This window comes from Roseateles sp. GW821-FHT09H10 (genome assembly GCF_059415865.1).
The window spans coordinates 328,013-352,470 of record NZ_JBWKOB010000006.1; the positions used below are offsets into that span (position 1 = coordinate 328,013).

18 protein-coding genes are annotated in these 24,458 nt (G+C 69.6%); 7 read left to right on the forward strand and 11 right to left on the reverse strand.

The window, feature by feature from the left end:
- Positions 1 to 5: 5 nt before the first annotated feature.
- The 3 genes from AC07OY_RS25350 to AC07OY_RS25360 all read right to left on the reverse strand — a co-directional run bounded on the left by AC07OY_RS25350 (position 6) and on the right by AC07OY_RS25360 (position 3,959).
- A complete protein-coding gene (locus AC07OY_RS25350; RefSeq protein ID WP_495045367.1) occupies positions 6 to 1,703 on the reverse strand; it encodes a DUF885 domain-containing protein in 1,698 nt (565 codons plus the stop codon).
- Between the two features lie 72 nt (positions 1,704 to 1,775).
- Complete coding sequence (gene gshB, locus AC07OY_RS25355; protein ID WP_495045368.1) at positions 1,776 to 2,723, reverse strand: glutathione synthase; 948 nt, start codon at positions 2,721 to 2,723, stop codon at positions 1,776 to 1,778.
- Positions 2,724 to 2,780: 57 nt separating this feature from the next.
- Positions 2,781 to 3,959, reverse strand: coding sequence for a benzoate/H(+) symporter BenE family transporter (locus tag AC07OY_RS25360; protein WP_495045369.1), 1,179 nt, complete (start codon positions 3,957 to 3,959; stop codon positions 2,781 to 2,783).
- A 47-nt stretch (positions 3,960 to 4,006) separates the two neighbouring features.
- On the opposite strand from AC07OY_RS25360, the gene AC07OY_RS25365 reads away from it, so the two are divergent.
- The gene (locus AC07OY_RS25365) at positions 4,007 to 4,789 is read left to right on the forward strand and encodes a class II glutamine amidotransferase (RefSeq protein WP_495045370.1); all 783 of its coding nucleotides are present in this window, start codon (positions 4,007 to 4,009) and stop codon (positions 4,787 to 4,789) included.
- On the opposite strand, the gene AC07OY_RS25370 is transcribed toward AC07OY_RS25365, so the two are convergent.
- From AC07OY_RS25370 to AC07OY_RS25405, 8 genes are all read right to left on the reverse strand, one after another.
- Positions 4,776 to 6,092: an APC family permease gene (locus AC07OY_RS25370; RefSeq protein WP_495045371.1), complete on the reverse strand. Its 1,317-nt coding sequence runs from the start codon at positions 6,090 to 6,092 to the stop codon at positions 4,776 to 4,778. The two genes, AC07OY_RS25365 and AC07OY_RS25370, sit on opposite strands and share 14 nt — an antisense overlap.
- Positions 6,089 to 7,939 carry a potassium transporter Kup gene (locus AC07OY_RS25375; protein ID WP_495045512.1) on the reverse strand — a complete coding sequence of 617 codons (1,851 nt, stop codon included), beginning with the start codon at positions 7,937 to 7,939 and terminating at the stop codon, positions 6,089 to 6,091. Before AC07OY_RS25375 ends, AC07OY_RS25370 begins: the two co-directional genes overlap by 4 nt.
- A gap of 239 nt (positions 7,940 to 8,178) precedes the next feature.
- Positions 8,179 to 11,130, reverse strand: coding sequence for a TonB-dependent receptor plug domain-containing protein (locus tag AC07OY_RS25380; protein ID WP_495045372.1), 2,952 nt, complete (start codon positions 11,128 to 11,130; stop codon positions 8,179 to 8,181).
- A gap of 185 nt (positions 11,131 to 11,315) precedes the next feature.
- Positions 11,316 to 12,581: a glutamate--cysteine ligase gene (gene gshA, locus AC07OY_RS25385; RefSeq protein WP_495045373.1), complete on the reverse strand. Its 1,266-nt coding sequence runs from the start codon at positions 12,579 to 12,581 to the stop codon at positions 11,316 to 11,318.
- Positions 12,582 to 12,636: 55 nt separating this feature from the next.
- Positions 12,637 to 13,770, reverse strand: coding sequence for a GGDEF domain-containing protein (locus tag AC07OY_RS25390; RefSeq protein ID WP_495045374.1), 1,134 nt, complete (start codon positions 13,768 to 13,770; stop codon positions 12,637 to 12,639).
- Positions 13,771 to 13,875: 105 nt separating this feature from the next.
- Entirely contained in the window at positions 13,876 to 15,402 is a 1,527-nt protein-coding gene (gene amt, locus AC07OY_RS25395) for an ammonium transporter (protein ID WP_495045375.1), read from the reverse strand.
- A 35-nt stretch (positions 15,403 to 15,437) separates the two neighbouring features.
- A complete protein-coding gene (gene glnK / locus AC07OY_RS25400) occupies positions 15,438 to 15,776 on the reverse strand; it encodes a P-II family nitrogen regulator (RefSeq protein WP_056192325.1) in 339 nt (112 codons plus the stop codon).
- Positions 15,777 to 15,800: 24 nt separating this feature from the next.
- Positions 15,801 to 16,529 carry a TorF family putative porin gene (locus tag AC07OY_RS25405; protein WP_495045376.1) on the reverse strand — a complete coding sequence of 243 codons (729 nt, stop codon included), beginning with the start codon at positions 16,527 to 16,529 and terminating at the stop codon, positions 15,801 to 15,803.
- A gap of 253 nt (positions 16,530 to 16,782) precedes the next feature.
- Here AC07OY_RS25405 and AC07OY_RS25410 point away from each other — a divergent pair, with 253 nt between their 5' ends.
- From AC07OY_RS25410 to AC07OY_RS25435, 6 genes are read left to right on the forward strand one after another with little or no spacing between them, the layout of a single operon-like run.
- On the forward strand, positions 16,783 to 17,436 hold the full coding sequence (locus tag AC07OY_RS25410; RefSeq protein ID WP_495045377.1) for a hypothetical protein: 654 nt from the start codon (positions 16,783 to 16,785) through the stop codon (positions 17,434 to 17,436).
- Entirely contained in the window at positions 17,433 to 18,956 is a 1,524-nt protein-coding gene (locus AC07OY_RS25415) for a S1 family peptidase (protein ID WP_495045378.1), read from the forward strand. Before AC07OY_RS25410 ends, AC07OY_RS25415 begins: the two co-directional genes overlap by 4 nt.
- Positions 18,956 to 20,488 carry a YifB family Mg chelatase-like AAA ATPase gene (locus AC07OY_RS25420; protein WP_495045379.1) on the forward strand — a complete coding sequence of 511 codons (1,533 nt, stop codon included), beginning with the start codon at positions 18,956 to 18,958 and terminating at the stop codon, positions 20,486 to 20,488. Before AC07OY_RS25415 ends, AC07OY_RS25420 begins: the two co-directional genes overlap by 1 nt.
- Positions 20,489 to 20,490: 2 nt before the next feature.
- A complete protein-coding gene (locus AC07OY_RS25425; RefSeq protein WP_495045380.1) occupies positions 20,491 to 21,462 on the forward strand; it encodes an ABC transporter substrate-binding protein in 972 nt (323 codons plus the stop codon).
- A gap of 37 nt (positions 21,463 to 21,499) precedes the next feature.
- Entirely contained in the window at positions 21,500 to 22,474 is a 975-nt protein-coding gene (locus AC07OY_RS25430; protein ID WP_495045381.1) for an ABC transporter substrate-binding protein, read from the forward strand.
- Positions 22,475 to 22,478: 4 nt separating this feature from the next.
- A complete protein-coding gene (locus AC07OY_RS25435; protein WP_495045382.1) occupies positions 22,479 to 24,452 on the forward strand; it encodes a diguanylate cyclase domain-containing protein in 1,974 nt (657 codons plus the stop codon).
- The last annotated feature ends 6 nt before the right edge of the window (positions 24,453 to 24,458 follow it).

Below are 24,458 nucleotides of genomic sequence, written 5' to 3' on the forward strand. Positions count from 1 at the left end.
GCGAACTAGCGGCTCATCTCCGCCGCGATGAGCCGCACCGGCGCATTGCCATAGCTCAGGAACTTCTCGTGGAAGGCCTTCAGGTTGAACCCCGGCTTGGCCTTCAGCACCTCACGCAGCGCAAAAATCTCGCTGTAGCCGCTGAAGTAGCTGGTCAGCTGCACGGAGGTCAGCTGCACGCGGCGCCATTTCTCCTTGGCCTCGCGTTCGGTCTGGAAGGCCTGGCGCACCAGCAGGTCCAAAGCGTCGGCTTCGTTCATGCCGAGCACATGGACGCTGTAGTCCAGCACGGTGTTGGTGACCGAGCGCAGATGCCATTTGCCGTACATCAGCAGCATCTCGGGCGAGGCGCCGTAGCCGCTCTCGATCATCATGCGCTCGCCGTAGACGGCCCAGCCTTCCACCATGGCGCCATTGCCGAACAGGGCCTTCACCTTGCTCGGCGCGCGGTTGGCGTGCACGAGCTGGGTGTAGTGGCCCGGGATGGCTTCGTGGATGTTGAGGATCTGCAGGATCCAGTGGTTGTACTCGCGCAGCGAGCTCTCGGCCTGTTCGGGCGTCAGGTCATCCAGCGGCGTGACGTTGTAGTAGGTGCGGTCCTGCGGCCGGTAGGCGCCGGGCGCCTCGATACTGGCGCCGGCCACGCCGCGCTGGTATTCGGGCGTCTCGCGCACGGCCAGGGGCTTGCTGGCATCCTGGCTCAGCAGGTCCTTGTCGCGCACCCAGGCTTCCAGCTGCGGGATCTGGGCGCGGATCTCGTCGACGAAGCGTTCGCGGGCCACATGGCGCTCGCTGAGCTTGGCGATGACGCGGCCGATCAGCACGAAGCGGTCGCTGGGCGGCGCCTCGCTGCCGATGACCGTCGGCCACAGCGCGGCAGCCTGGGTGTGCATGCTGGCCAGCACCTCCTCGCGGCGCGCCTGCGCCAGCTCATAGGTCTCCTTGCCGGTGCGGGCCGACTGGATGTCGTGGCCGAACTTGGGTTCGTAGAGCTCGGCGCCGAGGCGAAAGCCCCGTGCCGGCGTGAGCTTCTTCAGATGGGCCACATAGCCGTTCACGGCAGAGCGGGCCTGGGCCAGCGGTACCTTGAATGCCGCCGCCTGGCCGGCTTCGGCGGCGCGCTTGGCGATGTCGTCCAGCACGCCGAGCACGCCCGGCGCCTGCTGGATGGCCAGCTCGGTGTGCTCGCGGGCGACGCCCGACAGGCTGGCGGCCGCGGCGCGGTAGTAGGCCGGCAACTGCGCGACGCGCGGCTTGAGGGCCTTCAGCCGCGCCGGCAGGGCCGCGTAGTCGGTGTTCAGCAGCAGGTCCAGCGGCGCGGCCGGGTTGTGCTCGGCCGGGTTCCAGGACCATTCGCGCAGCGTGTCCAGGCGCCAGAGGTCACTCTTGATCTTGGCCGTCAGCAAGGCGAGGTCCATGCGCTGGCTGGTGCTCAGCGAAGCGTCGGTCTGGCGTTCGAACTCGGCCAGCCAGCGCTTGTGGAAGACGCGCATGCGCTCGCGCTGGGCGCTGCTGGGCAGGGTCATGCGCGGCGCGAATTCGAAGCGGCCCGCGGCAACGGCCGCATCACCGTCCACGCGCCACAAGGCCTCGAGGAACTTGTCGGTCAGCTTGTCGAAGCTGCTGTCCTGGGCACGCGCAACCGAAGGAATGACGGAGGCGGCGGCGAGGGCGAGGCTGAACTGGCGGCGGTTGAATGGCATGGGCGCGACGAGCTGGTTGAGCCGCTATCGTCGCTCATGGCCAGGTCATGGCCAAAAGAAAGGCCGCCCTGCTCAGCGCAGCGCCGCCTCCAGCGCGTCGACGAACATCTTCGCGACATCGAAGCCGCTCTGGTCCGTGATCTCCTGGAAGCAGGTCGGGCTGGTCACGTTGATCTCGGTGACGTTCTCGCCGATGACGTCCAGGCCCACCAGCAGCAGGCCGCGGGCGGCCAGGATGGGGCCGAGGTACTCAGCGATCTCGCGGTCGCGGCTGGTGAGCGGGCGGGCCACGCCCTTGCCGCCGGCGGCGAGGTTGCCGCGCACCTCGTTGCCTTGCGGGATGCGCGCCAGGCAATGCGGCACCGGCTTGCCGCCGATGATGAGGATGCGCTTGTCGCCCTCGGTGATGGCGGGGATGAAGCGCTGCACCATCACCGTCTGCGTGCCGTCCTTGTTCAGCGTCTCGATGATGGAGCCGAGGTTGAGACCGTCGTCCTTGACGCGGAAGATGCCCATGCCGCCCATGCCGTCCAGGGGCTTGAGGATGATGTCGCGCTGCTCGGCGTGGAAGGCGCGGATCTCGGCCGGGTCGCGCGTCACCAGGGTCGGCGAGATGAACTGCGGGAACTCGAGGATGGCCAGCTTCTCCGGGTGCTCGCGCAGGCTGCTTGCGCGGTTGAACACCTTGGCGCCTTCGCGCTCGGCCTGGCTGAGCAAGTGGGTGGCGTAGAAGAACTCGCTGTCGAACGGCGGGTCCTTGCGCATCAGCACCGCGTCGACATCGGCCAGCGCGACATCGCCGGTCGACGCAACCGTGTACCAGTTGTCCGCATCACCGGTCAGCTTGATCTCCAACGCATTGCGCGCCGTCACGCGGCCGCCGCGCTGCCAGACGAGCTGGCCCACCTCGCAGGCGACGAGGCTGTGGCCGCGCCGGCCGGCCTCGCGCATCATCGCGAAGGTGGAGTCCTTGTAGGTCTTGAAGGTGTCGAGAGGGTCGGCAACGAAAAGCAGCTTCATGGTCGGGGCGCCTGTGCAATCCGGCCAGTGTTGCACAGGGCTACCCGCCCTGCCCGCCTAGGGTTGCGACCGCCTGAAACTGGCCACAGCCGTCGCCACACCGCCCGCCACCACGCCCCAGAAGGCCGCGCCGATGCCGAAGGCGCTGATGCCGGACAGGCAGACCAGGAAGGTCAGGATGGCCGCGTCGCGGTGCCCCTCGTCCTTCAGCGCCGTGGCCAGGGCGCCGGCGATGGTGCCGAGCAGGGCCAGGCCGGCAATCGCCGCCACGAGCTCGCGCGGGAAGGCCGACAGCAGGATGGCGACGGCGCCACCGGCCAGGCCGAGCAGCACATAGAACAGCCCGGCGGCCACGCTGGCCGTGTAGCGGCGCGCCGGGTCCTCATGCGCCTCGCGGCCCATGCAGATGGCGGCCGTGATGGCGGCGAGGTTGAAGGCATAGCCGCCGAAGGGTGCGAGCAGCGTCGTCGCCGCGCCCGTGACGGCGATGCTGGCCGAGACCGGCGTCTGGTAGCCGCTGGCGCGCTGGGCCGCGACGCCCGGCAGGTTCTGCGAGGCCATGGTGACGATGAACAGCGGCAGGGCCACGCCGATGGCGGCATGCCAGGTGAAGACCGGCGCCGTCCAGGCCGGCATCGCGAACAGCTGCGAGGTGTCGACGCCGGCGAAGCTCAGCCGCCCCTGGGCCAGGGCCACGATGACGCCGGCGATCAGCACGCCCGGCACGGCATAGCGCGGCCACAGCCGCCGGCCGAGCAGATAGGCGGCGGCCATCGCGAGCACGAGCAGGGGCGCCGTCTTCACGCTGCCGACGGCGTCCAGGCCGAAACGGGCCAGCACGCCGGCCAGCAGGGCCGAGGCGATGGCCACGGGGATGCGATCCATCAGCTTCTCGAACCAGCCGCTGGCGCCGGCCCAGGCGATCAACAGGCCACAGACGATGAAGGCGCCGATGGCCTCGGGCATCTCGACGCCCGAGGTCGAGGCCAGCAGGGCCGCGCCGGGCGTGGACCAGGCGGTCAGGATGGGCTGGCGCGTCCACAGGCTCAAGCCCAGGCTGGTCAGGCCCATGCCCAGGCCCAGGGCCCACAGCCAGGAGGCGGTCTGGGCCGGCGTGGCGCCGAGGGCGACGGTGGCCTGGAAGATGATGGCGACGGAGCTGGTGTAGCCCACCAGCACCGCCACGAAGCCGGCAACAACAGTGGACGGCGAAAAGTCTTGCAGCAAGGAACGCATGCATCCAGCATAGCCACCACTTCATCAATGACGGGGAGTGCACGCGGATGTGCCGTTTTCTCGCCTACTCGGGCGACGCGATCTATCTGGAAGACCTGGTCTGCAAGCCGCGCCATTCGCTGGTGCGCCAGAGCCTGCAGGCCGAACAGGCCAAGTCGGTGACCAATGGCGACGGCTTCGGCATCGGCTGGTATGGCGAGCGCGACACGCCGGGCGTCTACCGCGAGGTGATGCCGGCCTGGAGCGACGAGAACCTGCTGGCCCTGTGTGCCAATGTGCGCTCCCACCTCTTCATGGCCCATGTGCGGGCGGCCACCGGCGGCGGCGTGTCGCGGCTGAACTGCCACCCTTTCCACCTGGGGCCCTATCTCTTCATCCACAACGGCCAGATCGGCGACTTCCCGCGCCTGCGCCGCGGCATGGAGGCGCAGCTGTCCGACGAGCTCTACGACCTGCGCCGCGGTGCGACGGACTCCGAGCTGCTCTTCCTCCTCATCATGGGCCGCGTGAAGGCCGGCGCGACGGTGGAAGCGGCGACGCGCCAGGTGCTGCTGGACACCGTGGACGAGATGGAGGCCCGCGGCATCACGACGCCGCTGCGCTTCTCGGCGGCCCTGGCCGATGGCGAACAGCTCTGGGCCGTGCGCTGGGCCAGCGACGACAAGCCGCCCAGCCTCTACCTCAAGCCCCAGCCGGGCGGCTGGGCGATCGCGTCCGAGCCGCTGGGGGACGACGCCGAGTCCTGGCAGCCGCTGTCAAAGGGCGAGGTCGTGCATGTGCACGACGGGCGCATCGAGCGGCGCCTGCTCTGCGGGGCTAGCGCCGCCTGATCAGCAACAGCAGCAGCGCGCCGGCGGCCAGCACGGCCACGCCGGCGACGGCGCCGGCCTTCACATAGGCGAGGCTCGCCCACAGCAGGTAGACGCTGCAGGCGCTGAACAGCAGCGGCAGCCAAGGATAGAGCGGCACACGGAAGGGCCGCGGCCTGCCGGGTTCGCGGCGGCGCAGCACGATGAGGGCGGCGCCGCTCAGCACCAGGAAGGCCCAGTAGACCGGCGAGAGGTAGTCCACCATGGTCGAGAAGCCGCCGCGCGTGGCGTCGCCCAGGGCCACCAGCAGCAGGGCCACCACGGCTGTGGCGACGATGGCCGCGCTCGGCGTGCCGCGCTGCGCATTCCACTGCGCCAACCGCCACTCGGCCGCGAGATCGCGCGCCGCCGCATAGGTGGTGCGCGGGCCGGCGATGAGGATGGCATTCATGACCGACAGGGCCGTCAGCGTGACGACGCCCACCATCAGCAGCTCGGCGCCGCGCCCGAAGGCCACTCGCATCAGCTCGGCCGCCGGCGCCTCGCTGCGCGCCAGCCCGGGCAATCCCAGCACGCTGACATAGGCCCAGTTGGCCAGCAGATAGAGGGCCATGACGACACCCAGGCCGAGCAGCAGCGCGCGCACGATGCCACGGCGTTCGTCGCGCATCTCGGCCGACAGCGTCGCCGCGTCGCTCCAGCCGCCGTAGGCCAGGAAGACAAAGACCATGGCCGTGCCCCAGTCGGCGCTGGCGGTCGCCGCGCCCTGGGTCACCGCAGGGCGGTCGCCGAACTGCTGCGCGCCCAGGCCCAGCAGCAGCAGGCCGGCGATGACGAGGGTGGTCAGCCCCAGCTGCGTGCCCAGGCCCACGCGCACGCCGAGCAGGTTGAGCCCCGTCAGCAGCACGATCAGCGCCGCGGCCAGCACCGCGCTGGCATGGCTGCCCAGCCAGGGGCTGAGGTCCACGACCTGGGCCAGGTAGTCGCCGAAGACAAAGCCCAGCAGGGCCATGGAGCCGGTGTGGATGACGGCGAAGCGCGACCAGGCGAACAGAAAGCCCAGGCGGCGGCCATAGGCGCGGCTCAGGAAGTGATAGTCGCCGCCGGCGTCGGGAAAGGCCGCGGCGAGTTCCGCAAAGCACAGCGCGCCGACAAAGGACAGCAGGCCGCCCAAGGCCCAGGCCAGATAGAGCTGGGCCGCATCCGGCAGCGACTGCGCCACCATGGGCGAGGTCTTGAAGATGCCGGCGCCGACGACCATGCCGACGCACAGGGCGCCGGCGTGGCGGGCGCCCAGGCGGCGCTCCGGCGTGGCCAGATTCAAATCTCGACTTTCGAGCCCAGCTCGACGATGCGGTTGGTTGGCAGGTGCAGGAAGTCGGCCGCCGCGGATGCGTTGCGGTGCATGCTGGCGAACAGCTTCTCGCGCCACAGCGCCATGCCCGAGCCGATGGTCGGGATGATGATGTCGCGGCTCAGGAAATAGCTGGTCTCCATCTCGTCGAGCTGCACGCCCTGCTTCTTCTTCAGCTGCTCCAGCGCCTCGGGCACGTCGGGCTCGTTCTTGAAGCCGAAATGCAGGGCCACCTGCCAGCAGTTGTTGCCCAGGGCCTCGACCTCGCAGCGCTTCTCCTGGGCAATCCACGGCACCTCGTGGTGCTTGACCGTGACGAAGATGTTCTGCTCGTGCAGTACCTTGTTGTGCTTGAGGTTGTGCAGCAGCGCATTGGGCGTGCTGCCCTTCTCCGACGACAGGAAGACGGCCGTGCCGGACACCCGCGTCGGCGGGTTGATGAAGACGGCTTCCAGGAAGGCATCGAGCTCGATGGCGTCCTCGCGCAGCTTGTCGGACAGCTGGCGGCGCCCCTGCTTCCAGGTCAGCATCAGCGTGAACACGCAGACGCCGATCAGCAGCGGGAACCAGCCGCCATGCAGCAGCTTCAACAGGTTGGACGCCAGGAAGGTGACGTCGATGAGGAAGAAGATGCCGGTGGCGGCCACGCACAGCGCCAGCGGGTAGCGCCAGCCGTAGCGGATGACGAAGAAGGTCATCACCGTGGTGATGGTCATGTCGATGGTGACGGCCACGCCGTAGGCACCGGCCAGCTTGCTCGACGAGCCGAAGAACACCACCGCGACCACCACCAGCGCGAACAGGCTCCAGTTGATGAAGGGCACGTAGATCTGGCCGGTGTCGCGCACGCTGGTATGCACGATGCGCAGCCGCGGCATGATGCCCAGCTGGATGGCCTGCTTGGTGACCGAGAAGGCCGCCGTGATGAGGGCCTGCGAGGCCACCGTGGCCGCGGCCATGGCGAGCAGGAACAGCGGGATCTCGGCCCAGGACGGCGCCAGCAGGTAGAAGGGGTTCTTGATGGCCGAGGGATCGTTCAGCAGCATCGCGCCCTGGCCGAAGTAGTTGACGACCAGCGACGGCATGACGACGCCGTACCAGGCCATGCGGATGGGCTTCTTGCCGAAATGGCCCAGGTCGGCATAGAGGGCCTCGCCGCCGGTGACCACGAGCACCACCGCGCCCAGCGCGACGAAGGCGACCCAGCGGTACTCCAGGCAGAAGTTCAGCGCGTAGACGGGGTTGACGGCCGCCAGCACGCGCGGGTTCTCGAGGACGTGGGGCAGGCCCAGCGCCGCCAGGGTCAGGAACCACGCCAGCATGACCGGCCCGAAGGCCTTGCCGATGCCACCGGTGCCGAAGCGCTGCACCGCGAACAGGCCGGCCAGCACGATGAGGGAGATCGGCAGCACGGCATCGTGGTACTGCGGCGCATAGACCTCGATGCCCTCGATGGCGCTCAGCACCGTCATGGCCGGCGTGATGACGGCGTCGCCGAAGAAGATGGCGGTGCCGAACAGGCCGACCAGCATCAGCGTGCGCCGCAGCGGCGGCTTGTCGTTCACGGCATTGGTCGCCAGGGCCAGCATGGCGATGAGGCCGCCTTCGCCGTTGTTGTCGGCCCGCAGGATCAGCAGCACATACTTGATCGAGACGATGACGGTCATCGTCCAGAACAGCAGGGACAGCACGCCGAGGATGTTGTCGGGCGTGGTGGCGACATGGCCGCCATGGAAAACTTCCTTGAGGGCGTACAGCGGGCTGGTGCCGATGTCGCCATAGACCACTCCGAGTGCCCCGAGGGTCAGGCCCGCCATCGCCGAGGGGCTGCGGGCCGCATGAGAAGAACTCACGTCGCGAAGGCCATCTGCTGCTGCAGTGGCGTTTGTTGTTCGAAAGTGGGGATTCTGCGCCCGGTTTTGGTGTTTTGTGCAGTGCAGCAATCTATTGACATCCGGCCCGACAAGCGCCATGAGGCCCTTCCCCAATGAAAAACGGCGCCCCGAGGGGCGCCGCTGCAGCCTTGCCGCCGGCCGGGGCCGGCAGCGGACTGGCATCACTTGAAGATGTAGTCCACCGACACGTTGAAGCGACGGCCCAGCTGGGCGGTCGTGCCGGTATCCCAGAAGGTGAAGGCCGACGGGATGTTGATGGAGCGGCGATAGCTGTTGGTCAGGTTCAGGATGCTGGCCGAGATCACCAGGTCCTTGATGCCACGGTAGGCGCCGCCGATGTCGAAGGTGCCTTCGCGGCCGACGTGGCAGCCAGTCTGCTCCTGCAGCATCACGTTGGCGGCCGCCGTCGACGTCAGGCAGGCGTCGGTCGTCGGGCGCCACAGCGCGTCCTGGTGGTTGTAGCGCGCCCAGCCGGAGGCGGTGTCGCCCTTCCAGTTCACTTCCAGCGTCGCCTTGGACTTGGGCAGGTCGGCCGTCGAGGTGCCAGCCAGGCGGTCCACCACGCCACCGGCCAGCACGAGCTGGTCGAAGCGCTGGGTGTAGGTGCCGCTGAACTTGCCGCCGAACTTGCCCCACTCGCCGGCCGGCAGGCGCACGTTCAGCTCGTAGTCCAGGCCGGCCGTCTTGGTGTACTGGAAATTGCCGTACTGGCGCACCAGGGCCAGGATGGGACCGCTGTTGGCGACGCCGGGCAGCCAGGTGGCCGGGTTCGGGTCGCGGATGACGGCCGCGGCATTGGCCACCGGGTCGGCGTTGTAGGCCGCCATGATGTCCACGCCACGCTGCACGCGGATTTCCTGGTTGCGGCGGAAGTACCAGGCGTCCAGGCTCAGGTCGATCTCCTTGCTGGGCGAGAGCAGCAGGCCCAGCGTGAAGGACTTGGACTCCTCGGGCTTGAGGTTGCGGTTGGCGCTGACGACGGTCGGCAGGTTGCCGACGGCGTTGGTCAGGGTGCGGCCCAGCACGTTGCAGTCACGCAGGTTCGGCGGGTCGGAGCGGCTGACGCCGTTGTTGCAGCGCAGGTTGTCGACGACGGCGTAGTCCTGGAAGCTGTGGAAGGACGCCAGGTAGGAGTCGCCGATCTGCGAGATGGACGGTGCGCGGAAGCCCGTGGCGGCCGTGCCGCGGAAGGCCAGCGTCGACGGGATGGCCGAGTATTTGAAGCCCAGCTTGCCGGTGGTGGAGTTGCCGAAGTCGCTGTAGTGCTCAAAGCGCAGGGCGGCCTGCACCTCGACATCCTTCAGCACCGGCAGGCTCAGCTCGGTGAAGGCGGCGCTGGCCTTGCGCTTGCCGCTGGCACCGTTGGCCACCAGGCCGATGTAGTCGCCGGCCAGGTAGTTGGCGTCCGGCGTGGAGGTCAGCTTCTCCTGGCGGTATTCGGCGCCCAGGGCGATGGCGGCGGGGCCACCCGGCAGGGCGAACAGCTCGCGGCTGGCGCGGGCGTCGACGCTGGTGATGCTGGAGTCGCCGGTGTTGATGGCGTCCGAGCCGATGCTGGCGATGGCCTCGGGCGTGTTGATCTTGCCGAAGCGATAGGTGCCGGAAGCGATGGAGGCGGTCAGCTTCGAGGAGCGCAGGCGGTTCTGCTGCACGCGCTCGTTCTCCTGCTTGCTGTGCATGATGGCCGCGTCGACGTCCCAGCCGGCCACGACGCCTTCGACGCCCAGCAGGAAGCGACCCGACTTCAGCGTCGAGATGTCGTCCGAAGGCACGTCCTCGAAGCGGTGGATCAGCTGCACCGGCTGCGCATTGGCCGTGCCGTTGGTCGGGTTGTCCGGGTGGCCCACGGGCAGGATGATGGCGCTCTGGCGCAGGAAAGTACCATCCAGCTTGGGCCAGGTGACGGCCGAAGGTGCGGTCGCGCTGCTGAAGACACCGGTCGTCAGCGTGCGCGGCACGCCCTTCTCGGTGGTCTTGGTCTTGGACAGCATCACGTCGGCGTAGGCCGTCAGGTCATTGCTGAGGGCGAAGCTGCCATGCAGCATGCCGCTGACCTTCTCCTGGGCGGAGATGGCTTCGTCGGCGTTGTCGAGGTTGAAGCGGCACTGGCCGGTGATCAGGCTGGCACCGTTGGTGGCCAGGCCGTCCGGGCGGTTGGGCACGCCCTGGCCGACGGTGCGGTCGGCCGGGCAGCCAGGCATGGTGCCCAGGTAGTTGGCGCCGAAGGGGCTGTTGTTGGCGACGGTCTTGCCGTCGATGACGGTGCTGCCGGCGGTGCTGGCAGGCACCTTGTAGTAGCTGCCGTACATCGAGGCCACGGAGTCGGGCGTGAAGCGGGTCAGGCCGTTGGCGGTGGCGGTGGCGGTGGCGTTCAGGTAGCGGTCGTACAGGGCCTGGTTGCCGCGGTCCTTGAGTTCCGAGTGCATGACCGAATCGCGCTTGGAGACGTCGATGCCGCCGAAGACGTTGAAGCGCTGCGTGTCGAGGTTGCCGAAGCCGAAGGTGACGCCGCCGGTCTTCTGGCCGCCCACGCCCTTGTCGTTGGCGCTGTAGCCGGCATTGCCTTCGATGCCCTGGAAGTCCTTGCGCAGCACATAGTTGACGACGCCGGCCATGGCGTCGGAGCCGTACATGGCCGAGGCGCCGTCCTTCAGGATGTCGATGCGGTCGATGGCACCCTTGGGGATGGTGTTGGTGTTCAGCAGCGTGCCGCGGCCGAAGTTGATGTCGACGGCGCCCACGGGCGCGATGCGCCGGCCGTTGATCAGCACCAGCGTGCCCTGGGAGCCGAAGCCGCGCAGCGAGATGGTGGACAGGCCGCCGACGAAGCCGGTGGCGGCGCCGTCCTGGATGGAGCTGGCGTCGACCGCGCTGTTGGCGCGCAGCATTTCATCGATGGTGGCGTAGCCCGAGCCGCGGATGTCTTCGCGGGTGATGGACTGGACGGGCGAGGGCGTGGCGCGGTCGACGCGCTTGATCAGCGAACCGGTGACTTCGACCCGCTCGATCTTGTTGACCGGCTCGGCGGTCGTCTGGGCAAGGGATTGGCCGCAAAGGACGGCCAGCGCTGCGACGGCAATGCCATGCCGGCGCATCGTGGGATTTCGACGCATGAGGGAACTCCAGTGGACAGCCCAGTGGCTGCATCCCGTCACCCTAGGGAACGCCCCCCACACATGACGTAAGTCAGCCCGCAAAAACCGCGTTTTCCCCTAGACAAACCGACACATGCACGCAACAGATGCGCAACATTCGGCGCCGGCCCGCGGGCTTGCGCGCGCCTCCCGGCGCGCGGCCCTCAGGCCGCTTCGGCCTCGGCCTGCGGGTCGGTGGCCTCGAGCTCGTAGCTGGCCGCCAGCATGGCCAGGCGGCCGATGACGCCGTACATGTAGAAGCGGTTGGGCGCGCTGGCGCCGGGCTTCTCGCCGGGGCGGGGCAGATGAGGCGACTCGGCGAAGGCCAGCGGCACATAGCTGGCGCCGGGGGCGTTCAGGTTCTCGTCGATGCCGCGGTGGGCGTGCACGCGGTAGTAGCCGCCGACGACATAGCGGTCCATGGTGTAGACCACGGGCTCGGCCACCGCCTCATGCACGCGCTCATGCGTGGGCACGCCTTCCTGCACGATCACCTGCTGGCCGAGGTTCTCGGGCAGGGCCGCGGCCAGGCCCTCGATGTCCTTGGCGTCGCGCACCGTCATGACGCCGCGGCCATAGCTGCCGACGTCGCTCTTGATGATGACGAAGGGCTTCTCGTTGATGCCGTATTCCTTGTACTTGCGGCGCACCTTGGTCAGCTGGGCGTCGGCGGCGGTCTGCAGGGCCTCCAGGCCCTTCTTGCCGTGCATGTCGACGCCCTGGAACATCGGCGTGATCAGCCAGGGGTCCATGCCCAGCAGCTTGCCGAAGCGCTTGGCCACTTCCTCGTAGGCGCGGAAATGCTGGCTCTTGCGCCGCACCGTCCAGCCGGCGTGCAGGGGCGGCAGCAGGTATTGCTCGTGCAGGCCCATCAGCTGCGGCGGCGTGCCGGCGGACAGGTCGTTGTTGAGCAGGATGGTGCAGGGATCGAAGCCCTTGAGCATCAGGCGGCCGCGCTTGCGCACCAGCGGCTCGACGGTGATGCTGCCGCCGTTGCCGATCTTCAGCTCGGTCGGCTCGGTGACCGCCGTGTCCAGCGTGCCGAAGCGCACGTTCAGGCCGGCCTGCGTGAAGATGCGCGCCAGCGTGGCGAGGTTGTCCAGGTAGAAGCTGCAGCGCGCGCCGGTCTCGGGAATGACGAGCAGGTTGCGGGCCTCGGGGCAGATCTTCTCGATGGCCGCCATGGCCGCCTGCACGGCCTGGGGCAGCATCTGGGCGGTCAGGTGGTTGAAGCCGCCGGGGAAGAGGTTGGTGTCCACCGGCGCCAGCTTGAAGCCGGCATTGCGCAGGTCCACCGACGCGTAGAAGGTCGGCGTGTGCTCCATCCATTCCAGCCTGAACCAGCGTTCCGTGGCCGGCATGGATTCCAGGATGCGGGCCTCCAGCTCGTTGATGGGGCCGTTCAGGGCGGTGATCAGATGGGGAACCATGGCCGAATGATCTCAAACTCGGGAAGGGCGTCCCACTTGGGGGCGCCAGCGGGGATCACAAGACGCCCTCGGCGCAGCTGGTCTGGGCGCGGCCGGCATGCTTGGCGCGGTAGAGCTGGTCATCGGCCCGCTTGATGGCCGCGGCCAGGGCCTCGCCGGCCTCCACCCGCACGGCGCCGGCGCTGAAATCGACGACAAAGCCCAGGCTGCTCTCGCAGCGCCGCGTCAGCGCCATGTGCAGGCGCGCGTCCAGGCGGCGGAAGGCCTCGGGCTCGCAGTGGTTCAGCAGCAGGCAGAACTCCTCGCCGCCGTAGCGGCCGACCAGGTCGGTGGCGCGCAGCTCGCCGCGCAGCACCTCGCCGGTCAGCTTGAGCACCTCGTCGCCGACCGGATGGCCGCGCTCGTCGTTGATGCGCTTGAAATGGTCCAGGTCCAGCATCAGCAGCACGGCGGGGTTGTCCGACGCGGCCTGGATGCCCAGGGCCTGGCCGGCGCGGTTCATCCATTCGCGGCGGTTCAGCAGGCCGGTCAGCATGTCCAGCGACGCCAGCCTCACCAGGGCCTGCTCGGCGGCATCGCGGTGCGCGAGCAGAAAGCCCATGGTGCCCAGCACCAGGCTGGCGTTCAGCAGCATCATCGAGCTGAAGTTGAGCGGATTGGGCGCGAGGAAGCGCGGGTAGATCTCGGGCCAGCCCAGCACCAGGCAGCCGCGCGCCAGCGTCAGCACGCCATTGGCCACGGCCGCCACGCCGCACAGCCAGCGCCAGCGCACCTGGCCGACGCCGCGCAGCAGCAGCCAGCCGCCCCAGATGATCTGGACACCGATGGTCAGGTTGGTCACGCCGGTCGCCACGCCGAGGTCGCTGAAGACGGCGGCATGCACGACGCCCAGGCCCAGCGGCACGGCCAGCAGCCAGCGGCTGGGCACCGTCAGGCCGAGGAAGCGGCAGACCGTCAGCACCATGGCCGAGGCCGACCCACTCAAGGCCATGACACCGAGCGTGGCCATCAGCCGCGGCGCGCCAAAGGTGGCGCCGATCAGCAGGCCGAAGCCCAGCGCCTGCCCCAGCAGCATGAACTGCCAGGCCTGCAGGCCGCTGCGCGAGCGGATGCCGACACCGACGAACAGCGCCAGCATCATCAGCAGCGCATTGACCAGGACCGCCGCGAGCAGGGTGAGCACATCCATGGCCGGCCAGCATAACGGCCGGTCGGCAGGCCCAAAGAAAAAGCCGCCCCGGGGGGCGGCCAGTCGTGAACTAGGGCCGGCGCTTGCCGGCCCCAGGCGTTCACATCACTTGTGATATGCCGTCTCGCCGTGCGACGAGATGTCCAGGCCCTCGCGCTCTTCCTCTTCGGTGACGCGCAGGCCGATGGTCATGTCCACCAGCTTGTAGGCGACGACGGAGACGACACCCGACCAGGCCAGCGTCACCAGCACGGCCTTGGTCTGGATCCAGACCTGGCCGGCGATGGAGTAAGCGTCCGGCGTGATCATGGTCGCGGTGACCCAGTCGCCCATGGCGCTCGGGCCGCCGAGGTTGGGCGAAGCGAACACGCCCGTCAGGATGGCGCCAACGATGCCGCCGACACCGTGGACGCCGAAGACGTCCAGCGAGTCGTCCGCACCCAGCAGCTTCTTCAGGCCCGACACGCCCCACAGGCAGGCGAAGCCGGCGACCAGGCCGATGACCAGGCCACCGCCGATGCCGACGTTGCCCGCGGCCGGCGTGATGGCGACGAGACCGGCGACGGCACCCGAGGCAGCACCCAGCATGGAGGCCTTGCCCTTGAGCAGCGCTTCACCCACGCACCAGGCCAGCACGGCGGCAGCGGTGGCGGCCAGCGTGTTGAAGAAGGCCAGGGCGGCGAAGCCGTTGGCTTCCAGGGCGGAGCCGGCGTTGAAGCCGAACCAGCCCACCCACAGCAGCGAGGCACCGACCATGGTCAGCGTCAGGCTGTGCGGCGTGAAGGCTTCCTTGCCATAGCCGACGCGCTTGCCGACCATGAAGGCACCCACCAGGCCGGCGACGGCGGCGTTGATGTGCACGACCGTGCCGCCGGCGAAGTCCAGCGCGCCCCACTGCCAGAGCATGCCGGCCTTGCTGTTCATCTCATCGGCGACAGCGGCGGCGCTGTAGGCATCCGGGCCCATCCAGAACCAGACCATGTGGGCCATCGGGATGTAGCTGAAGGTGAACCACAGCACCAGGAAGGCCAGCACGGCGGAGAACTTCATGCGCTCGGCGAAGGCACCGATGATCAGGCAGGCGGTGATGCCGGCGAAGGTCGCCTGGAAGGCCGCGAACACGATCTCGTACATCGGCGTGCCCTTGCTGAAGGTCGCACCCAGGGCGAACGCGCCGGTGACGTTGTCCCACAGGCCCTTCATGAAGAGTCGGTCCGTGCCGCCGATGAACTTGTTGCCCTCGGTGAACGCAAAGCTGTAGCCGTACAGCACCCACAGCACGACGATCAGCGAGAAGCCGACCATGACCTGCATCAGCACCGACAGCATGTTCTTGCTGCGCACCAGGCCGCCGTAGAACAGGGCCAGGCCCGGCACCGTCATCATGATGACGAGCAGCGTCGACAGCATCATCCAGGCGGTGTCGCCCTTGTTGGGCTGGACCGCGGGGGCTGCGGGGGCGGAAGCGGCTTCGGCCGGCGCCGAAGCGGCAGCCGCCGGAGCGGCATCGGCCGCGGAAGCCGCAACCGGCGCGGCGGTGGCCGCGGCCGAGGCGGCCGGATCCTGGGCCCAGGTCGCGCCCGGCGCCAGCACGGCCGCCGCCAGGGCGAGGCCGGCAAGGAATTTCTTCATTTGAGTGTTCTCCAAGCGGTTGTTATGGACGTGCCTCAGAGCGCGTCATTGCCGGTTTCACCGGTGCGGATGCGAACGACCTGATCCAGCGGCGACACGAAAATCTTGCCGTCGCCGATCTTGCCGGTGCGGGCGGACGACTCGATGGCCTCGATGACGCGCTCGACGACGTCGTCATTCACGGCGGCTTCGATCTTGACCTTGGGCAGGAAGTCGACGACGTATTCAGCACCGCGGTACAGCTCGGTGTGGCCCTTCTGGCGGCCGAAGCCCTTGACTTCGGTGACCGTCAGCCCCTGCACGCCGATGGCGCTGAGGGCTTCACGCACCTCGTCGAGCTTGAAGGGCTTGATGACGGCAGTGATCAGTTTCATGGGGTTCTCTCCTCGCGCGTTGGATCAGAAGGCGTACTTGAGCCCGACGACCACGGAGGTCTTGCCCAGGAACTTGTCCTTCACGGTGTAGAAGCCCTTGTCGGCGTCCGTGCCGATCACCGCAACGCTGGGCGTCAGGCCGCCGAAGGCCTTGGACAGGGTCAGCGAGTAGTCGGTGTAGGTGGCCGGGCCGCTGAACGGGCCCTTGATCTTCTGGTAACCGATATGCGGCGCCAGCGTCCAGCCGTCGGCGACCTCGAAGCTCGCCGTGACGTCAAGATAGCCACTGTTCTTGCTGTCCAGATTGGCGAAGGTGTCGGTCAGCGCGTGCGAGTACTTCACGGTGACCGGGCCGAAACTCAGCGCGCCGTACAGCTCGAAGGTGTTGGCGCTGGGGTTGAGCTTGTTGCTCGGGTAGTAGTACTGCAGGCCGCCGACGTCCAGGGTCAGGCCCTTGGCGACTTCGCCCTTCCAGCCGCCATAGACGTCGATCTCGACCTCGGAGTCGCCCCCGAAGTCCTTGATCCACTTGATGGTGGAGCCCCAGGCGCCGACGTAGAAACCGCCCGGCAGGGCGTAGTCAACGCCGCCCTGCAGGGCCGGCTTCAGGCGGGTCTGGGAGATGCCGCGATAGCGGTATTCGCTGACGACGCCGACGTTGAAGGACAGCGGGTCCGGCGCCGGCTCATCGGCGAACGCGGGCAGGGCGACCGCGGACAGCGCGAGTGCGATCAGCGAAGGGGACAACTTCATGGCGGAGCTCCTGAGTGGGTAGAAGGGGTGGGATACGGTCCGGCGGGGTATTTGCAGCTTCCGTGCCAAGCGTCACACCTTGTCACGCCGCACGAATCTGGGCCGCCGGCGCCCTCATCCCAGGCGTTTGCACCAAACTGGATCCTCCCGATGAAGGACACGGCACGCAATTGGTGCGTTGTTGGGAGAAGCACCGGGCCGACTGGCGCCAGACCGGCGGCTAGACTGCCTCGACACCTCTGGGAGCCCCCCGATGCCGGAGCCCTCCGCCTCCCCGCCCGCCCCCGCAGCCAGCCCGGCGCCGACGGCCATCGACTGGGCCGCCGGTGCCGCCCTTGGGCTGCTGCTCGGGCTGCTGGTGGGCCTGTCGACCGCGCCGGTGGTGTCGGCCGTCGTCACCGGCCTGGTCGCCCTGCTGGCCGCCATGTTCGGCCTGTCAGACAAGCTGCCTGTCGGTGGTCTAGGCCTGAGCCGTGCCGGCGCCCACCGCCTGACCGCCTTTGCCCTGGCCGCCGCCGTCGCCGTGCTGCTCGGCATGCAGATGCGCACGCGCTGGCTGCAGCCCGATGTGGATGCGCTGCGCGACCAGCTGGCCGAGATCGGCATCACCGACCCCGCCGAGCAGAAGGCCATGCTGCGCTATCTGCGCTTCGGCCTGGCGCCCGACGGCAGCAAGGCCGCCGAGCCGCCCAAGGGCGGGCAGAACGTGCTGTACAGCGAGCGGCCGGACTTCTGCCCCAATCTGCGCCGGCAACTGGCCGAGCAGGCGGCGCCGGGCGATGTGCTGCTGCACCTCGGTTCCGGCAGCGAACGCGCCCGGCAGGCGGCGCGCGCCATCGCCGCCCTGCCCGAGGTGGAGCGCGTCCCCGCGCTGCGCGCCGCGCCGGCCTATCTGTGCACCCCATGAAGCAGCTCGCCGCGCTCGCTCTGCTGGGCGCCGGCGCGGCGGGGGCCCAGGCGCCCAGCTTCGAGACCCGCCAGCAGGTGCTGCAGACCCTGGTGCAGGTGACCGCGAGCGACTGCGCCGACGGCGTGTCGCGCAGCGGCAGCGGCTTTGCACTGGAAGCGCCGGGCCGCATCGTCACGGCCCACCATGTCGTCGGTGGCTGCCGCACGGTGCAGGTCAGCTACGAGGCCGTCAAGTCGCCCGCCCCCAAGCGCCGCGAGGCCCGCGTGGTGCGCGTGCTGGCCGCGGGCGACCTCAGCCTGCTGCAGATCGATGCGCCGCCTCACGTGCCGACGCTGCGCCTGGCCGGCCGGCCGCCCTCCCGCGACCAGGTCTTTGCCGGCTTCGGCTATGCCTTGGGCATGCCGACGGCGGGCGACCAGGAGGTGCGTTTCTCCACCGGCGCCACGCGGCTGACGGACATCCTGCCCGCGGCCGCGGCGGAGGAACTGCGCAACAGCGGCAGCCCCATCGCCGTCGATCGCGAGGTGCTGCGCTTCAACGTCGCGCTGCAGCCGGGCATGAGCGGCGGCCCCATCGTCAACGCCGCGGGCGAGGTCATCGGCATCGTCGCCGGCGGGCTCAAGGCCGGCGCCGCGCCGGCGAGCTGGGGCTGGCCGGGCGACGGCGTGCGGCGGCTGCTGGAGTCCAGCGAGCCGACGGACCGGGTGGTGCGCGTGGCCAGCACCTACTACTCGCTGCAGGACTTCACCCAGGTTTCGCGCGCCCTGGCACAGAACCGTCGGCTGCGTTGCGGCGAGCTGGAGTTCACGGACATGGGGCTGCGGCGCTTCAGCGAGCTGGCGCGCGGCGCCGATGACATGCAGCGCCTGCTCTACGTCATCGGGCTTTCCGGCGACAGCGTCGCGACGCTGGCCAATGAGCAGTACCGCGTCTGGGTGCACACGCCCAGCGGCGCGACCGCCGTCGTTCCGCTGGGGGCGGAATTGAAACCCGACGGCTCCGCCTGCGTTGCCAGCTCCGGCGACGGGCAGCTGCGGCAGCTGGTGTGGGGCACCGCCACGCCGGCGATCCAGGACTTGCAGGCGCGCTCCGTTGATTTCGAGAACCGCGTTCTCGCGCCACGCCTGCCGCGCTTCGTGTTCAGCCAGTTCGACACCAACCTGACCACGACGGTCATCAACCCCATGAATGGCATGCCGGTGCCCGGCCCGCAGATCCGCGGCAATCCGAACGACATCGACAACCTGCTCGTCTTCAACCGCACAGGCCTGTCGATGCAAGCCCGCCCACCCCAGTTCATGGGCGAACAGCCGCCTTACGGCCATGTGTTCCGCGCCTTGGCGGCCCGCTCGCGCCATTTGCTCGCCACGGCCACCCTCTATGCCCAGGTGGACCCGATGATTGCGACCTGTCGCCTGCAACCCGCTGCAATGGGTTGCGTCGGCGCGCAGCAGCATCAGCGCCAATGGACCCGCTTCGTCCTCGCCACCCAGCTCTCCACCTTCCCGACCTATTGATGTCCCTCGCCACCGTCCACAGCCGCGCCCTCGATGGCCTCGCCGCCGCGCCGGTGACCGTGGAGGTCCATCTCGCCAACGGCCTGCCCTCCTTCACCGTGGTCGGCCTGGCGGACACCGAGGTCAAGGAGGCCCGCGAGCGGGTGCGCGCGGCGCTGCAGAACAGCGGCCTGTCCTTCCCGGCCAACAAGCGCATCACCGTCAATCTCGCCCCGGCCGACCTGCCCAAGGAGGGCGGCCGCTTCGATCTGCCCATGGCCCTGGGCCTGCTCGCCGCCAACGGCCAGATCGACGCGACCAAACTCGCGCGCTTCGAATGCGCGGGCGAGCTGTCGCTGGCCGGCGAGCTGCGCGCGGTGCGCGGTGCCCTGGCCATGGCCCTCGCGCTGCGCCAGGACGGTGCCGAGCGCGAGCTGCTGCTGCCCGAGGCCAGCGCCGCCGAAGCCGCCCTCGTCGACGGGCTGGTGGTGCACCAGGCCGGCCATCTGCTCGACGTCGTGGCGGCCCTGCAGCCCGACGGCGAGGCCCTGCCGCGCGCCACCGCCCTGCCGCGCGCCACCGCCCTGCCCCGCGAGGCCGCGCGCGGCCTGCCCGACCTGGCCGACATCAAGGGCCAGGCCGCGCCCAAGCGGGCGCTGGAGATTGCCGCGGCGGGCGGCCACAGCCTGCTGCTGGTGGGGCCGCCCGGCACCGGCAAGTCCATGCTGGCCCAGCGCCTCGCCAGCCTGCTGCCGGCGCTGGACGACGAGGCCGCCCTCGAGTCCGCCGCCGTGCTCAGCCTCGCGGGTCAGTTCGACATCGGCCGCTGGGGGCAGCGCCCGCTGCGCTCGCCGCACCACTCCGCCTCCAGCGTGGCCCTGGTGGGCGGGGGCTCGCCGCCGCGGCCGGGCGAGATCTCGCTGGCCCAGCACGGCGTGCTCTTCCTCGATGAACTCCCTGAATTTCCCCGCGCCGCCCTGGAAGCCCTGCGCGAGCCGCTGGAGACCGGCCGCATCCTGATCTCGCGCGCCGCGCGCCAGGCCGAGTTCCCGGCGCGCTTCCAGCTCGTCGCCGCGATGAACCCCTGCCCCTGCGGCCACCTGGGCAGCCCGCTGAAAGCCTGCCGCTGCACGCCCGACCAGGTGTCGCGCTACCAGGGCCGGCTCAGCGGCCCCTTCCTCGACCGCCTCGACCTGCTCATCGAGGTGCCCGCCGTGCCGCCGCGCGATCTGCAGGACCTGGCGCCGGGGGAGGCCAGCGCCACCGTCGCCGAACGCGTCGCCGCGGCACGCCAGCGGGCCGTCGACCGCCAGGGCACCTCCAACGCGCTGCTGCAGGCCCAGGAGCTCAACGAGCACGCCACGCTGGAGCCCGCCGCCAAGGCCCTGCTGGAACGCTCGGCCGAGCGCCTGGGCTGGTCGGCCCGCAGCTTCCACCGCGTGCTGCGCGTGGCCCGCACGGTGGCCGACCTGGCCGGCGCCAGCCTCATCGCCGGCCCCCATGTGGCCGAGGCCGTGCAGCTGCGCCGCGGCCTGCCCGGCCAGGGGGCATGAGCATGCTGCGGCTCGCACGCCTGGGTCTGATGGCGGCGCTGCTGGCGATGGCCGCCTCATCGGCAAGCGCCGCCACCATCAGCATCGCCATGCCCACCGGCCCGGTGTCGCTGCCGCTGCTGGTGGCCGTCGAGCGGCGGATGTTCCAGGACGAGGGCCTGGACGTCGTGCGCATCCCCTGCAACAGCGGCAAGGCCTGCCTGGCGGCACTGCGCTCGGGCTCGGCCGACATCGCCGCGAGCGCCGAGTTCGCCGTCGCGATGACGGCCAGCCAGACGCCCGCCGTCGCCATCCTCGCGTCCATCGGCGAATCCACGGCCCAGATCAAGCTCATCGCCAGCCGCAAGGCCGGCGTGCGGCAGAGCGCGGACATGGCCGGCAAGCGCATCGCGACGGTGGCCGGCACCTCGGCCGAATACTTCGTGGACCGCTGGCTCACCTACCAGGGCATCGACCCCGAACGCGTCAAGCTCAGCTTCGCCGAGCCCGGCGCCCTGGGCGACCTGGTGCACCAAGGCAAGGCCGCCGCCGCCGTGGTGTGGGAGCCCGAGGCCTCCCGCATCGAGGACAAGCTGGCCGAGGATGCGGTGCGCCTGCCCTCGGCTCACGTCTACACCCAGCATTTCTGCATCGTCGCCCAGGCCCGCGCTGTCGAGCGGGACCGGCCGCGCTTCGAGAAGGTGCTGCGCGCCCTGCAGCGCGCCCAGCGCTTCATCGCGGAATCGCCCGTCGAGGCCCAGACCCTGCTCGCCGCCAGCCTCAAGGTCAGCGCGTCGGTGGCGCAGCGCCTGATGGCCGAGCAGGACTACCGCCTCGCCCTGCACACCTCGCTGCCGGCCACCATGCTGAGCCAGATCCGCTGGCAGCTCGGCCAGGACGGCAAGTCGACCGAAGCGCCTCCCTCGCTGCAGCAGCTGATCGACGCCCGCCCGCTGCAATCGCTGCAGCCGAGCGCCGTCACCCTCACGCGCTGAAGCCGCACCGGCGGGTTTCTCCAGGAAGGACATCTGCATGCTGTCACTGCCGTTGAATTGGCCCGGCCTGCTGCTGATGGCCGCTTGGCTGGCCGGCACGGCCAGCGCCGCGCCGCTGACGATCGCGGTGTCGCGCTCGCCGCATTCCCTGCCCGTCTTCGTCGCCCTGGCCGAGGGCCTGTTCGAGGCCGAGGGCCTGGCGGTCAAGGCCATCGAGGCGCCCAGCGGCCGCCGCTGCCTGAAGCTGATGGCCGAGGGCCAGGCCGACCTCGGCACGGCAGCAGAGACGGCCATCGCCTTCGAGTCCCTGGAGCGCAGCGACTTCGCCGTCGTCGCGACCTTCTCCAGCACCTCCAGCGACGTCGAACTGGTGGCCCGCCGCGCCGCCGGCATCAAGTCGGCTCGTGACCTCGTCGGCAAACGCGTCGGCGTCGTGAAGGGCACCTCGGCCCAGTATTTCCTGGACAACTTCCTGCTCGACAAGGACATCGACCCCAAGACCGTGCTGCAGGTCGCCCTCCAGCCCGAGGCCGCGCTGGACGCGCTAGCCTCGGCCCAGGTCGACGCCGTGGCCGTCTTCCAGCCCTTCGCCTATGCGGTCGCCCACAGCCCGCGCGTGGACGCCGTGGTACTCAGCGAGACCGGCGACTACAAGCAGACCTTCAACCTCGTGGCGCAAAGCCGTTTCCTGAAGGTGCGGCGCGCCGACGTCGAGCGCTTCCTGCGGGCCATGCACAAGGCCAATGAATTCATCCGCGCCCAGCCGCGCCGGGCCGAGGCCATCTTCGTCAGCCGCCTGGGCGTCGAGCCGGCTTTCGCGCTGTGGTCCATGCAGCGTACACATGCCGTGCTGGCGCTGGAGGAGTCCCTGCCGCGGGCCCTGCAGTCGCAGGCGAACTGGGCGCTGCGCGAAGGCCATGCCAGCGGCCGCAAGCCGGCCGACTACCGCAGCCTCATCGAGGCCGCGCCGCTGCGCGCCGTGCTGCCCAACGCCGTCAGCCTGCCGCGCTGAGCCCATGAAGATCCGCACCCTCTTCATCGTCGCCGGCGCCGCCACGCTGCTGGTGGGCCTGGCGGCCATCGCGGCGATGTGGCAGGCCACCCGCGAGGAGGCACTCGCCGAAGCGCATCAGCAGCGCGCCCAGCAGGTGGCGCGGGATGTGGCGGGCCTGGTCGGCGCCACCTATGTCTTCCAGCGCGAGCGCGATGAGCTGTCGATCTCGGAATGGAAGAGCTGGCATGTCAACATCGTGCGCGATCTGGCCGGCGCCGAGCCCCACGGCGTGTCCGAGGCCGAGGTCGAGCTGTTGAAGGATGCTGTCGAGCGCCTGCCCGCCCTCTTTGAGCGCGCGTTGAAGACGGCCGCCGCGCCGGCCAGCGAGTTCGAGCGCCGCCGCCACGACCAGGCCTTCGACCTGCTGCTCGGCGACACCCAGGCCATGGCGGACGCGGCCTTCCGCTGGTCACGCAATGCCGGCGATGCGCGCCGTCTGGCCGAGGACCGGCACGAGGCCGTCGCCATGGGCGCGGTCGCAGCCTTCGGTGTGCTGCTGCTGGTGCTGGCCATCGTCGGCGTGCGCCGCGTGCTGCGCCCGCTGGCTCGGCTCACCCAGGCCACCGAGGCCCTGGAGCGCGGTGAGCAGGTGCCGCTGTTCGCCAGCACGGCCCAGGACGAACTCGGCGCGCTGAAGCGCCGCTTCGATGCGATGACGATTGCCCTGCAGCGCCGCACCGACGAGTTGCGCGAGGCCGAGCAGCGCATGCGCAAGATCACCGACAACATCCCCGTCGTCGTCTCCCATTTCAACCGCGACATGCGCGCCGACTTCGGCAATCTCGCCGTCGAGCGCGTGCTGGGCCGGCCGGTGTCGGAGCTGACGGGCCTCACCTTCCGCGAGATCCGCGGCGATGCGGTGTGGGAGATCGCCCAGCCGCATATCGACGCCGTGCTGAAGGGGGAGCCTCAGGAATTCGAGTCCTTCGTGACCCGGGACGGGCAGACCCGCTACTTCGCGCAGCGCTATGTGCCCGACTTCGACGCCCACGGCGAGGTGCAGGGCTTCTACTCCGTCTCTTTCGACATCACCGAACGCCGCCAGGCCGAGGCGCGGCTGGCCGACAGCGAGAAGCGGCTGCGCGACATCGCCGACAACCTGCCCGTCATGATCTCGTACATCGACAAGGACCAGCGCCTGCTGTTCCTGAACCAGACCTTCAGCGAATGGACGGGGCTGGACCACCGCGCCACCATCGGCAAGACCGTGGCCGAGGCCGTGCCGGCGCCGCTGTACGAACAGCGCCGCGAGGCCCTGGCCCGCGCCCTGGCCGGCGAGCGGGTGGAGTTCCAGCTGGAATCCCGGTCGCTCGGCGTGGCCCGCTCCCTGCACAACCTCTACCTGCCCGACGTGGCTCCAGACGGCTCGGTGCGCGGCCTCTACGCCCTCAGCACCGACGTGACCGAGCACCGCCGCCTCGAGCGCCGGCTGGCCGAACTGGCCCGCACCGACACCCTCACGGGCCTGCCCAACCGCTACAGCTTCAACGAGCAGCTGGCCACCGTCATCAAGCGCGCCCAGCGGGCCCAGAGCATCACGGCCCTGCTCTACCTGGACATCGACAAGTTCAAGCTCATCAACGACAGCCATGGGCACGGCGTCGGCGACGAGGTGCTGCGCGAGTTCGCGCGCAGGCTGCTGGAACTGGTGCGCGGCACCGACTTCGTCGGGCGGCTGGCGGGCGACGAGTTCGTCGTCGTGCTGGAGGGCCTGCATTCAGCGGCCGAGGCCGAGGCCGTGGCGGGCAAGATCATCGAGTCCATCAACCGGCCCTTCGAGCTGTCGGCGGGCTCGCTGGCGATTGCGACCAGCATCGGCATCGCCGTGCACGCGGGCGACGAACTCGACGGCGAGGAATTGCTGGGCCGGGCCGACCAGGGCCTCTACCTGGCCAAGGGCGCGGGCCGCAACCAGTACCGCGTGCACGCGCCCTGAAGGCGG

Bases quoted from the DNA above. Each gene is read 5' to 3' on its own strand.
- AC07OY_RS25350 (WP_495045367.1), bottom strand. From the start codon at position 1,703: ATGCCATTCAACCGCCGCCAGTTCAGCCTCGCCCTCGCCGCCGCCTCC.
- gshB (WP_495045368.1), bottom strand. From the start codon at position 2,723: ATGAAGCTGCTTTTCGTTGCCGACCCTCTCGACACCTTCAAGACCTAC.
- AC07OY_RS25360 (WP_495045369.1), bottom strand. From the start codon at position 3,959: ATGCGTTCCTTGCTGCAAGACTTTTCGCCGTCCACTGTTGTTGCCGGC.
- AC07OY_RS25365 (WP_495045370.1), top strand. From the start codon at position 4,007: ATGTGCCGTTTTCTCGCCTACTCGGGCGACGCGATCTATCTGGAAGAC.
- AC07OY_RS25375 (WP_495045512.1), bottom strand. From the start codon at position 7,939: ATGGCGGGCCTGACCCTCGGGGCACTCGGAGTGGTCTATGGCGACATC.
- AC07OY_RS25380 (WP_495045372.1), bottom strand. From the start codon at position 11,130: ATGCGTCGAAATCCCACGATGCGCCGGCATGGCATTGCCGTCGCAGCG.
- gshA (WP_495045373.1), bottom strand. From the start codon at position 12,581: ATGGTTCCCCATCTGATCACCGCCCTGAACGGCCCCATCAACGAGCTG.
- AC07OY_RS25390 (WP_495045374.1), bottom strand. From the start codon at position 13,770: ATGGATGTGCTCACCCTGCTCGCGGCGGTCCTGGTCAATGCGCTGCTG.
- amt (WP_495045375.1), bottom strand. From the start codon at position 15,402: ATGAAGAAATTCCTTGCCGGCCTCGCCCTGGCGGCGGCCGTGCTGGCG.
- glnK (WP_056192325.1), bottom strand. From the start codon at position 15,776: ATGAAACTGATCACTGCCGTCATCAAGCCCTTCAAGCTCGACGAGGTG.
- AC07OY_RS25405 (WP_495045376.1), bottom strand. From the start codon at position 16,529: ATGAAGTTGTCCCCTTCGCTGATCGCACTCGCGCTGTCCGCGGTCGCC.
- AC07OY_RS25410 (WP_495045377.1), top strand. From the start codon at position 16,783: ATGCCGGAGCCCTCCGCCTCCCCGCCCGCCCCCGCAGCCAGCCCGGCG.
- AC07OY_RS25415 (WP_495045378.1), top strand. From the start codon at position 17,433: ATGAAGCAGCTCGCCGCGCTCGCTCTGCTGGGCGCCGGCGCGGCGGGG.
- AC07OY_RS25420 (WP_495045379.1), top strand. From the start codon at position 18,956: ATGTCCCTCGCCACCGTCCACAGCCGCGCCCTCGATGGCCTCGCCGCC.
- AC07OY_RS25425 (WP_495045380.1), top strand. From the start codon at position 20,491: ATGCTGCGGCTCGCACGCCTGGGTCTGATGGCGGCGCTGCTGGCGATG.
- AC07OY_RS25430 (WP_495045381.1), top strand. From the start codon at position 21,500: ATGCTGTCACTGCCGTTGAATTGGCCCGGCCTGCTGCTGATGGCCGCT.
- AC07OY_RS25435 (WP_495045382.1), top strand. From the start codon at position 22,479: ATGAAGATCCGCACCCTCTTCATCGTCGCCGGCGCCGCCACGCTGCTG.